The organism is Mesorhizobium sp. M7A.F.Ca.US.002.01.1.1 (assembly GCF_004022955.1).
In the GTDB taxonomy this organism is placed as follows: domain Bacteria; phylum Pseudomonadota; class Alphaproteobacteria; order Rhizobiales; family Rhizobiaceae; genus Mesorhizobium; species Mesorhizobium ciceri.
This window is the reverse complement of sequence record NZ_RZQE01000181.1, coordinates 1-10,943: the sequence shown is the minus strand read 5'-3', so window position 1 is coordinate 10,943 and position 10,943 is coordinate 1. Positions and strand designations below refer to the sequence as shown.

The following is a 10,943-nucleotide window of genomic DNA, read 5'->3' as shown; positions in this document are numbered from 1 at the left end:
GCCATGCGCTGATCCCGCGGCCATACGCTGGACCAATCGACCGCCCGGCCTATCCGGGCGGTTTTTCTTTGCCTTTGCCGCGGTTTCCGGCTGAAACTGCGGTCGCTAACAAGGAAAGAGTTCATGTCCCTGAAGTCCCGCCTCGCGGCCGATGAAACGTTGTTCACCGCATGGTCCGGTGTGCCGGATGCCTTGACGGTCGAGATCGTCGCCAAGCAGGGTTTCGATGCCGTCACGCTCGACATGCAGCATGGCGGCCATCACGAAGACAGCGTGCTGCGTGGCCTGGTGCCGGTGCTCGCTACCGGCAAGCCGGCGCTGGTGCGAATTCCCGTTGGCCGTTTCGACATGGCAAGCCGCGCGCTCGATTTCGGCGCCGAGGCGGTCATCGCGCCGATGGTGAACTCGGTTGCCGACGCAAAACTGTTCGCCGCCGCCATGAAATACCCGCCGGTCGGCGAGCGCTCCTGGGGCCCGACCTACGCTTTTCCCCGCCACGGCCAAGGCGACCAGGCCGACTGGCTGCGCGACACCAACCAGCGCACCATGGCCTTCGCCATGGTCGAGACGCGTGCAGCCCTCGATGCTCTCGATGGCATCCTCGATACGCCCGGCATCGACGGCATCTTCCTGGGCCCGTCGGATTTCTCGATCGCCTGGAGCAATGGCGCCACGGTCAATTCGACGCTGGAAAGCATGATGGAGACGGTGGCGTCGGTGGCCGAGCGCACCCGCAAGGCCGGCAAACATGCGGCGATCTACGTTGTCGAGCCGGCAATTGCCGGCCGGGTCGTGTCGATGGGCTATCGCCTGCTGGCCATGGGCTCGGAGCATGCGCTGATTTCACTGGGCGCAAAGACCCTGCTCAAGGGCATCAAGGATTCGATCGGATCCTGAACCCGAACCGGACGCACTGCCGTCACAGCGCCGGGCGGTTAGGCGCTCGACGCCGCAGGCGCCGCGGCGATAGGTCCGCCGCGCCTGAACCTGTTGAACAGGGCGCCGACCATCTGGACCCACCAGTTGTTGAAGGTCATGAGCGGCAACGCCGCGAGGATCGAACCCAGTATGGCGGCGGCGGCGCCGAGTGCGGTGGAACCGCTTGTCAACAAAACCCATGACCCCAATGAGCAGATAACGGGTACATGCACGAGGTAGAGTGGGAAGGACAGGTCGCCCAGAAAACGTGCCACCTTACCCGAGAGCCATGATAGAGGCTCATCCACACTCAGCACCGCGTAGACCAACATGACGCTTGCCGGGATGGCCACGCAGGCTTGCCGCAGGCCCACATCGGAAGCCACGTCAAGCACGGCGAACGGGCGATATATGCCCACGGCACTCCCCGCATAACCCAGCAGCGCCAGGGAAACCATCACCATGGCGCCTCTCACCCACCGATTCGGGCGAAAATCCATGGCGAGAAGCGGATAGAGCAAGAGGCTGGCCGGAAAGGCACAAAGAAAGTAACTGACTTGCAGCGCCAGGAACACGACTGCTGCTATGCAGACCCAGAACGATAACGTCCAGCGGCCTTGAAGGAAAAAGACGATCGGGGCGAGGGCGAAGGTCAGCATGCTCCCCCAGAACTCGACCGTCATGGTCCACAGACTGCTGTCATAATAGTTGTCGCCGTAGATGAACGTCCGCCACGCCCCTTGCAGAAACGCGTCGGCGAAACTCGCAGTCTCCGGCGATAGCACCTTTGAAGCATTGCCGAAACTTCTCAGCCAGTCGGATTGGGTGACGGCGGCCGCATCCTTGATGAAATACAGGTCGAGCTTGAAGATGATGCAGGATGCCAGCGTCGTAACGAGTACCGGGCCGGCCAGGCGTGGCAGGCGCTTGATCGCACCCAACCGCAGATCTTGTGCCTTGCTGGTCTGAAAATAACGCTTCACGAGCACGTAGGAAGACAGGACGAAAAACAGGTAGACGGCGGAGCCGCCATTGAACGCGACGAAAGCCAGGCTTGTTTTGAGCGATTGCCCGGCCAAGTCTCCCTCGCCTTCCATCAATGGCGCAAAAGCACCCAAACAATGCCCATTCAGAACTACGAGCGCGGCGACACCTCTTAACAATCGAGTGAAGCATCCTTGGCCAAGTATGGGCTTTCTTTGAATAATTGCTATTTAGTACGCGCGAATATAATCGTTCGGCGAACAGAGTTCGCCGTTGCTGGAGAGATTATCGCGATCTGCATTAAATTATTGTTCACGCAAGCCGGATGGCCTGCCGAGCAGCTTCGTGTTCAGGCTTTGACCGTATATATTACAGGTCCGTCAGGAACTTGGCGAAGGTCATCGAGCCTTCGGGCCACGGTCCGAAGCCCGAATCCTCGCTGAGATGACCGGTTTCGCCGGCATCGATGAACAGCGAGCCCCAGGCACCGGCAATGTCTTCGGCGACATCGAAGGCGCAGAACGGATCGTTGCGGCTGGCAATCACGATCGAGGGAAAGGGCAGCGGCTCACGCGGGTAGGGGCCGAAGGTCATCAGGTGCCTGGGCCTGATCTCGGGGTTAGCGACATCGGGCGGCGCCACGAAGAAGGCCCCGGCGACCGGCTTGCGGAATTGCGGAATGGCTTGCACCGCCGCGGCGACGCCAAGTGAGTGCGCGACCAGGACGACCGGCCGCTCGGCCTCGTTGACCGCCTTGGCGACGCTCGCCGTCCAGTCCTCGCGCACCGGCTTCGACCACTCCGCCTGTTCGACGCGGCGCGCCGTCGACAGCTTCGACTGCCAGCGGCTCTGCCAATGGTCGGGGCCGGAATTGGTGTAGCCCGGCACGATGAGAATATCTGCGTCTCTGACCTTCATGGCGCTGAGATAGCGAGCGGCATCGCTTCGTGCAACCGGCAGAAACGCCACGTTTGATCACAATAGTGAACACCATGTTCGCTTCTTCGCGTCTTGTGTGAACGATGCGGATGGACGATCTGTGGTCAGGAAAAGAAACAGCCGTGCGCGGGAACCCTGACTTTGGAACTGACACGACGTACAATGATCGGCGGAGTGGGGTTTCTCGCTTTGGGAGCTTCATCGCAGGCCGGTCGAACGGAGCATTTGATGAGCGAGTTGCCTTTTGCCGCCACCACCCCGGTCAGCGTTGCCCGCGTCGGGCTGAAGGCGCGCGACGCGGAAAGCCTTGCCGCATATTATCGCAGCATCGTCGGTCTGCAGGAACTGAGCCGCGCCGATGGGGCGATCACGCTGGGCGCCGCCAACCGTCCGTTGCTGGTCATCGAGGCCGATCCTTCGGCCAAGCCGGATGATCCTCGCAGCGCAGGCCTGTTCCATACTGCCTTCCTGCTGCCCAGCCGTGCCGATCTCGGCCGCTGGATCAACCACGCCATATCAAACAAGATCGCCATCGAGGGCGCTTCCGACCATCTGGTCAGCGAAGCACTGTACCTGACCGATCCCGAAGGCAACGGCATCGAGATCTATGCCGACCGCCGTCCGCAGGACTGGAAGTGGAATGGCGACAAGGTGGCGATGGCGACCGAGCGGATGAACATTCCGTCCGTCGTTGCCGAAGTGCCTGCGGGTGACGCCGGCTGGCAGGGCGCGCCGGAAAACAGCGTCGTCGGCCATGTCCACCTGCGCGTCGGCAGGCCGGAAGACGCCGAAGCCTGGTGGAACCAGGAATTCGGCTTCGACACGGTGGCCAAATATGGCGGCCAGGCGGTGTTCCTGTCGTCAGGCGGCTATCACCACCACATCGGCGCCAACGCCTGGCAGAGTTCGGGCGCCGGCCGCCGCGATCCCAGCCGGTCGGGTCTGGCCTGGGTGGAGATGCGTTCGGACAATGTGACCAGCCCGGTGACCCGCGAAGATCCATGGGGCACGGTGATCAGGACTGTTCCCGGCAAGGCTTGATTTGAGGGCTGCGCCAAGCTGGAGCACCCCTCAACCGTCGCGGCGTTGCGCGCCGATCCACCTTCTCCCACAGGGGAGAAGGTGAAGCCTGCCGCTCGCGGCCAGCGACGGTATAGCGCTTTGCCTCAGGCTTTGCCAAACACCCGCTTGAAGATCGTGTCGACATGCTTGGTGTGATAGCCCAGGTCGAATTTCTCGCGGATTTCGGCCTCGGGCAGGGCAGCGGTCACTTCCTTGTCGGCCAGTAATTCTTCAAGAAAATCAGCGCCTTGCTCCCACACCCTCATGGCGTTGCGCTGGACCAGACGGTAGGAGTCTTCGCGAGACAACCCAGCCTGCGTCAGCGCCAGCATGACACGCTGCGAATGCACGAGGCCGCGGAACTTGTTCATGTTCTTCAGCATGTTGTCGGGATAGACGAGCAGCTTGTCGATGACGCCGGTCAGCCGTGACAGTGCGAAATCGAGCGTCACGGTGGCGTCAGGGCCGATCATGCGCTCGACTGAGGAGTGGGAAATGTCGCGCTCATGCCAGAGCGCCACATTCTCCATCGCCGGCATCGCCATGGAGCGAACCATGCGGGCAAGGCCGGTGAGGTTTTCGGTCAGCACCGGGTTGCGCTTGTGCGGCATGGCCGAGGAGCCCTTTTGGCCCGGCGAAAAATACTCTTCCGCTTCGAGCACTTCGGTGCGCTGCAAATGCCTTATCTCGATCGACAGCCGCTCGACCGACGAGGCGATGACGCCGAGCGTGGCAAAGAACATCGCGTGGCGGTCGCGCGGGATCACCTGCGTCGACACCGGCTCGGGCTTCAGGCCGAGCTTCGCCGCCACATGTTCCTCGACATAGGGGTCGATGTTGGCGAAGGTGCCGACCGCCCCGGAGATCGCACAGGTGGCGATATCCTCACGCGCGTGCACCAACCGCTCGCGGCAGCGCGAGAACTCGGCATAGGCCTGCGCCAGCTTGACGCCGAAGGTCGTCGGCTCGGCATGGATGCCGTGGCTGCGGCCAATGGTGACGGTGTTCTTGTGCTCGAAGGCGCGGCGCTTGAGCGCTGCAAGCAGACCGTCGATGTCGGCGAGCAGGATGTCGCTGGCGCGGGTCAGCTGTACGGCGAAGCAGGTGTCGAGAACGTCCGATGAGGTCATGCCCTGGTGGATGAAGCGGGCGTCCGGCCCGACAAATTCAGCAAGATGGGTCAGGAAGGCGATGACGTCATGCTTGGTGACTCGTTCGATCTCGTCGATCGCCTCGACGTCGAATTTTGCGGCACTACCCTTTTCCCAGATGGTTTTTGCCGCTTCCCTGGGGATGACGCCGAGTTCGGCCAGCGCATCGCAGGCATAGGCTTCGATCTCGAACCAGATGCGGAACCGGGTTTCTGGCGACCAGATGGCGACCATTTCCGGCCGGGAATAGCGAGGGATCATCGGTCAGTCCTGACATATCGAGAAGTTTGCCCGCGTCCTAACAGAGGCGAGCAAAATGCTCAACGCCGCTGGCGCGCAAACCAGACGCCCGCGGCAAACAGAGCGATGAAACCAACTGGAAAATAGAGCCGGATGCCCAGCACTACGAACTGATAGAGCGCAATCAACGTCGTGAAGACGAACTGGAGGACCCAGGTGCGGGTGAAAGCAGGCGCATGCCACTCGGCGTAGTAGGAGCGGTACTGCAGGGCAAACAGCCCGCCGGTCAGGCCGATCGTCGCCGCTGCTAGGCACACGAAGGCCGCGGCGAAAGCGACTTCCCAGCGTCTTCCCTGCGAGACCAGCCGCGTCGCAAACAGGCCGATGGGGAAGGCCAGCGCAGCTCCCGCCGCAAACAGCATGGTGACAATGCGGATTTTCGCCGGCGTCTCCCAGTCGTCCAACAACAGGGTGACGAGCGCGCTGGCGCCCATCGTCACAGCCCACAACACTGCGCCGATAAGCGCTGTGCGCGGCGTCGGTATCGCGCGGCGAAGGCGGTTCAGCGCACGATCGCGCGCGGCGGGTTGAGCACGGGATGTCACAGGCGACCGGTCACCGCGATCCAGCGAAAGTCCGGGCCTTCAAAGCCGTATTGGCGCACCGCGATCAGCACGGCATAGGCGCTGAGGCTGTCCATGGAAAAGGTTTGCACGGCGCCGATGCGATAGCCGTTCGGGCAACCCCGGCTTTTCGGTATCGCCTTGTCCTGGTGCAGCAGCTTGGTCGTGCCGCCATCCTGCGCCTCGATGCGCAGCAGCCGGAAGCCGTTGATTTCGCCCTGGCTCTCGCAGCCATCGGCGTTGTTCATGCCCAACTCGTCGAGCCGGAACTCGAGCGGTGGGTCGACCGGAGTGAAGATCGGGCGCGGATTGACCGCCATCCGGTGCGGATCCGCCGAAAGCTCGGTCACCGGGTTGAAACCCGCGGTGATGCCGCGGTTGGCGTCCAACTCGGCCTGGCTGACAATGGATTCGCCTTTTTGCCGGGCCTGAAGGCGCACCGCATCCAGTTTGGCATTCTCGTCCTCAAGCCGGACCCGGATCGGCGTGCCCTTCAGAAAGCTGTCGGTGCTCGTGTCGATGTAGTAGCGGTTGGCATAGGGAAAGCCCGATCCATCCTGCACGCCATATTCCTCGAAAGCGAAGACGCTGCCGTCCTTGGTGAAGCCGAGGATCTCAAGTTCAGCGACATCGCCGGCATGAGCCGCGATCGAGGTCGCAAGCTGTGCAAGCAGGCCAACGGCAAACAGAAAGAGCATTCGCATCGGTCTTCACCCCCATGATCGTTTCAATCCCCTAGCACGACGGAATCAAAACGTCGTGCGGTGCGAAAGCCGATGCATCCAATCGGCCCGTCATTTGTTATTCTCGGCAGTCCCAATGGAGAACCACCATGACCGACACCAGCAAAATTCGTGAGCATATGGAAGTCGTCGGCGCCGATGGCGTGCATGTCGGCACTGTCGACAAGGTCGATGGCCAGCGCATCAAGCTGACCAAGGCCGATAGCGGCGAGGGCGCCCACAAGGGCCATCACCACTACATTCCCCTGAGCCTGATTGCCGAAGTCGACGGCAAGAAGGTCTGGCTGTCGGCGAATTCTGATGTCGCGGTGACGTTCGAGGAAGAAAAGTCCGATCCGGTCTGATTGATCGCTTCACTTCATGCGTGACGACCAGACCGGAAACAGATCGTTTTCGGCAGGCGTCGCGGCATAGACGCCTCGGCTGATGGCGCGCGCCATGGTGGCGCCGGCGGCGGCGTAGAGATCGATTGCTGCATCGGCGGAGAGTTCGATACCGCTCGTGCCGGTCGCCAGCGCGAACACAAGGTCGCCATCTGCCGGCGTGTGCGTCGGCCAGATGGCGCGCACGAATCCATCATGCGCCGACATCGCCAGGCGCTTGGCGGCAGCCTTTGTGAGCACCGCATCGGTGGCAATGACGGCGATGGTGGTGTTGCCGCCGGTCTCCGTCTGCCGGCCAAAATGTTTGTCGCGGTACTTCAAAAGAATCCGTTTCGCCTCGTCAGGCATCGGCGAGGGATAGCCAAGCCCACCGAATTCGTCGCCGATTTCGAACGGTGCCGCCCAGAAATGGCGGGTTCGGCCTGTGGTCACCGAACCGGTCGGATTGACGGCGGCCAGCGCGCCGATGGTGACGCCATTGTCGAGCAGCGTCGAGGCGGAGCCGAGGCCTCCTTTCAGCCCCGAAGTGAGCGCGCCGGTGCCGGCGCCGATGCTGCCGAGTTGGAAATCGGCGGTGGCGTTTTGCGCGGCTTCATAGCCAAGCTCGCGGTAGGGCGGATAACGGCCCCAATCCTTGTCGCCGCCATTGCGCAGGTCGAACAGGATCGCCGACGGCACGATCGGAACGCGAAAACCGCCGACCTCGAGGCCGATGCCGTGTTCACGCAACGCCGCCTGCACGCCGGAGGCCGCGTCGAGGCCGAAAGCCGAACCGCCCGAAAGCACCACGGCGTGCACCACATCGACGGAATTGTGCGGTTCGAGCAGGTCGGTCTCGCGGGTGCCCGGCGCACCGCCCAGGATCTGAACGCCCGCCACTGTGGACGCATCGCAAAGCACGGTCGTTACCCCGGATTTCAGCTTGGCGTCGGACGCATTGCCGACGCGCAGGCCGGCAACGTCGGTGATCAGGTTGCGTGGGCCGGTGCGAAACATCAGTAGCTTTCCAAGGGCGCAAAGCGCGTGCCATCGAAGCGGAAGACGCGGTAGGGACTCCGGCTGAGATCGCCTTTCGCATCAAACCGGATCGGCCCGATCGCCGTGGTGAAATCCTGTCCGGTCAGAGCTTCGGTCAGTGGTTTGCCCGAGCTTTCGGACAAGCCCGACGCTGCCTTGGCGATTTCGACCGCCGCAAAGGCCGGCAGCGTATAGCCGTCGGGCACGACTTTCTGCGCGGCAAAGGCCGCCAGCACTTTTGGATCGGCGACATCGGCCCATTCCGGCGGTGCGATCATCAGTGTGCCCAAGGAATAGGGCACGTCGCCGGGCGGCGTGCGCAGATTCTCGCCGCCGGCAAAGACGATGCCCGCCTGAAGCTGTGCGGCATCGCGGCCCATGATGGCGATGTCGTCGCCATCGCCGCCGGCAAAGACATGCGTCGCGCCGGCCTTCTTCAGCCGACCGATCATGCCGATCTGATTGTCGAGCTGGGGCCGGAACGTGTCGACGAACACAGGTTTCAGCGCTGCCTGTTCGGCCGCTGCCCGCAACGTCTCGGCGATTTCACGGCCGTAGATGGTGCCGTCGTCGATAATGGCGAACAATTCGTTTTGCCACAGGCGGGTGAGGGCTGACGCGACCGCATTGCGCTCATCGTCGCCGCGTGGTCCGAGGCGATAGACCGGCCAGCCGGTCTTGGCGCGGCGGTCGGTCAGGCTTTCGGTTCGCACGCCAATGGTGATGACCGGAATGTTGGCGTCCTTCAGGATCGGCATCGCCGCCTCGATCGCCTCGGTGCAGAGAAAGCCGACCACGATATTGACCTTGACGGCTGCGAATTCCCTGGCCGCGGCAGCGCCGCCATCGGCGGTGCAGGCGTCATCCACGGTCTTGAGTTCGATGCCGTCCGCTTCGGCGGCCATACCGGTACCGGCCTCGATCTGCTTGCCGAGAATGGCCGATGGTCCCGACAGGGGCGCCGAGACGCCGACCAGCAGCGTCCGGGCATCCGCACCACTGGCCAGGAACAGCCAGAACAGCGCCGCTATTGTTCTTGTCCTGGGTCGCATTCGAGCGATGGGATCCTCCGGGCCGGTCCTATGCTCCCGGCACTGTTGCCGCCAAGACCTAAAGGCTGCCCGGCCTTGGTGCAACACGCGAATTTCGGGATATGGCTCAGGCACTTCGCTTGTGGCGGGCTATGTCTGGCCATATATGTCGATAGGATCCTGACAATGGAAAAAATACGGTGCTGAAGAAGAACGACATTGGGCCGCAGGCCTATCGCGACGCGATGAGCCACTTTGCCGGCCACGTCCATGTGGTCACCACCGACGGGCCGGCCGGCAAGCGCGGCGCGACGGTGATCGCGGCCTGCTCGGTTTCGGACACCCCGCCGACCATTCTGGTCTGTCTCAATCGCGAAAATCCCAAGAACGAACCGTTCGTGAAAAACGGCAGGTTTGCCTTGAACACCCTGGCTTCCCACCAGGAGCCGCTGTCAGTCGGCTTTTCCGGAATCACCGGCTTGCCGGTCGAGGAGCGCTTCGCGCTCGGCGAATGGGACGTGATCTCCACCGGCGCGCCGACGCTGAAGGGTGCGCTCGCCGTGTTCGACTGCGAATTGATCGACACCAAGGACCTGGCCACCCATCGTGTGCTTTTTGGCAAGGTGACAGGCCTGCGGATGGGCGATAATTTGCGGCCGCTGATCTATCACGCCCGCGGCTACCACGTACTGGAAAGCGGAGCGGCGGCGTTCACGGAGAAAGAATGACCGAGCTGAAACCGCGCGCCGCGCCACGGACGATCGACGAGACGCTCGATCTCCTGACCGGTGCGGACTATGTGGCGGACCGGTCGTTGGCGACCGTACTGTTCCTGTCGTTGCGTATGAAGCGGCCGCTTTTCCTTGAGGGCGAGGCCGGCGTCGGCAAGACCGAGATCGCCAAGGTGTTGGCACAGGCGCTCGGCCGCCGGCTGATCCGCCTGCAATGCTATGAAGGCCTTGACGTCTCGTCCGCCGTCTACGAGTGGAACTACGCCGCGCAGATGATCGAGATCCGCATGGAGGAGGCGGCCGGCAAGGTCGAGCGCTCCGCCATGGAGCGCAACGTCTTCTCCGAAAAATACCTGATCCGCCGCCCGGTGCTCGATGCGCTGACCGGCAAGGCGGGGGCTGCCCCGGTTTTCCTGATCGATGAGCTCGACCGCACCGACGAGGCGTTCGAGGCCTTCCTGCTCGAAATCCTGTCCGACTTCCAGGTGACGGTGCCCGAGCTCGGCACCATCAAGGCGGAAGAGCCGCCGATCGTCATCATCACCACCAACCGCACCCGTGAGATCCACGACGCGCTGAAGCGGCGCTGCCTCTATCACTGGGTCGACTATCCCAATGCCGAGCGCGAGTTGGAGATCGTGCGCCGCAAGGTGCCGCAGGCCAACCAGCGCCTTTCGGCCGAAGTGGTCTCCTTCATCCAGAAGCTGCGCCAGATCGAGCTGTTCAAGGTGCCGGGTGTCGCCGAAACCATCGACTGGGCCGGCGCGCTGACCGAGCTCGACAAGGTGGCGCTCGATCCGGAAACCGTCTCCGATACGATCGGCGTGCTGTTGAAATACCAGGACGACATTGCCCGCATCGAACAGGGCGAAGGCCGGCGCATCCTCAACGAGGTGAAGGCCGAGCTTTCGGCGGCGGAGTAGGCGATGCCGCGCCCCGAGCCAAAAGAGGCCATGCCGCACGGGCGGATCGCCGACAACATCGTCTATTTTGCCCGCACCTTGCGCAAGGCGGGCATGCGGGTGGGGCCGGCCTCGGTCAAGGACGCCATCGAGGCGGTGCTCGCCGCGGGCATCGGTTCGCGCGACGATTTCTACTGGACGCTGCACGCCGTGCTGGTG

12 protein-coding genes and 1 pseudogene are annotated in these 10,943 nt (G+C 62.9%); 6 read left to right on the top strand and 7 right to left on the bottom strand.

From position 1 onward, the window contains the following. Window positions 1-123: 123 nt before the first annotated feature. Window positions 124-897, top strand: a complete 774-nt coding sequence (locus EN932_RS18475; RefSeq protein ID WP_013532125.1) for an HpcH/HpaI aldolase/citrate lyase family protein — start codon at window positions 124-126, stop codon at window positions 895-897. A 38-nt stretch (window positions 898-935) separates the two neighbouring features. Here EN932_RS18475 and EN932_RS18470 read toward each other — a convergent pair whose 3' ends face one another. Further along, entirely contained in the window at window positions 936-2,081 is a 1,146-nt protein-coding gene (locus tag EN932_RS18470) for an acyltransferase (RefSeq protein ID WP_127369484.1), read from the bottom strand. A gap of 190 nt (window positions 2,082-2,271) precedes the next feature. Beyond that, on the bottom strand, window positions 2,272-2,820 hold the full coding sequence (locus tag EN932_RS18465; RefSeq protein ID WP_013532123.1) for an alpha/beta hydrolase: 549 nt from the start codon (window positions 2,818-2,820) through the stop codon (window positions 2,272-2,274). A gap of 249 nt (window positions 2,821-3,069) precedes the next feature. Here EN932_RS18465 and EN932_RS18460 point away from each other — a divergent pair, with 249 nt between their 5' ends. Then, entirely contained in the window at window positions 3,070-3,882 is an 813-nt protein-coding gene (locus tag EN932_RS18460) for a VOC family protein (RefSeq protein WP_013532122.1), read from the top strand. Between the two features lie 125 nt (window positions 3,883-4,007). On the opposite strand, the gene purB is transcribed toward EN932_RS18460, so the two are convergent. From purB to EN932_RS18445, 3 genes are all read right to left on the bottom strand, one after another. Then, on the bottom strand, window positions 4,008-5,315 hold the full coding sequence (gene purB / locus EN932_RS18455; protein ID WP_127367026.1) for an adenylosuccinate lyase: 1,308 nt from the start codon (window positions 5,313-5,315) through the stop codon (window positions 4,008-4,010). A gap of 59 nt (window positions 5,316-5,374) precedes the next feature. Further along, the gene (locus EN932_RS18450) at window positions 5,375-5,788 is read right to left on the bottom strand and encodes a hypothetical protein (RefSeq protein ID WP_013532120.1); all 414 of its coding nucleotides are present in this window, start codon (window positions 5,786-5,788) and stop codon (window positions 5,375-5,377) included. A gap of 107 nt (window positions 5,789-5,895) precedes the next feature. Next, entirely contained in the window at window positions 5,896-6,621 is a 726-nt protein-coding gene (locus EN932_RS18445) for a DUF2259 domain-containing protein (protein ID WP_127384844.1), read from the bottom strand. A 128-nt stretch (window positions 6,622-6,749) separates the two neighbouring features. Between EN932_RS18445 and EN932_RS18440 the strand changes: the two genes are divergently transcribed. Continuing rightward, entirely contained in the window at window positions 6,750-7,004 is a 255-nt protein-coding gene (locus tag EN932_RS18440; RefSeq protein WP_013532118.1) for a DUF2171 domain-containing protein, read from the top strand. A gap of 9 nt (window positions 7,005-7,013) precedes the next feature. On the opposite strand, the gene EN932_RS18435 is transcribed toward EN932_RS18440, so the two are convergent. Continuing rightward, on the bottom strand, window positions 7,014-8,039 hold the full coding sequence (locus tag EN932_RS18435) for a P1 family peptidase (RefSeq protein ID WP_128368963.1): 1,026 nt from the start codon (window positions 8,037-8,039) through the stop codon (window positions 7,014-7,016). Then, entirely contained in the window at window positions 8,039-9,112 is a 1,074-nt protein-coding gene (locus EN932_RS18430; RefSeq protein ID WP_127370440.1) for an ABC transporter substrate-binding protein, read from the bottom strand. The genes EN932_RS18435 and EN932_RS18430 overlap by 1 nt, the downstream gene beginning before the upstream one ends. Window positions 9,113-9,291: 179 nt before the next feature. On the opposite strand from EN932_RS18430, the gene EN932_RS18425 reads away from it, so the two are divergent. The 3 genes and pseudogenes from EN932_RS18425 to EN932_RS18415 all read left to right on the top strand — a co-directional run. Then, window positions 9,292-9,819, top strand: a complete 528-nt coding sequence (locus EN932_RS18425; RefSeq protein ID WP_013532115.1) for a flavin reductase — start codon at window positions 9,292-9,294, stop codon at window positions 9,817-9,819. Next, window positions 9,816-10,745 (top strand): MoxR family ATPase, encoded by a 930-nt coding sequence (locus EN932_RS18420; protein WP_013532114.1) that lies wholly within the window; start codon window positions 9,816-9,818, stop codon window positions 10,743-10,745. The genes EN932_RS18425 and EN932_RS18420 overlap by 4 nt, the downstream gene beginning before the upstream one ends. 3 nt (window positions 10,746-10,748) lie before the next feature. Continuing rightward, window positions 10,749-10,943, top strand: a pseudogene (locus EN932_RS18415) (VWA domain-containing protein); the annotation flags it as partial.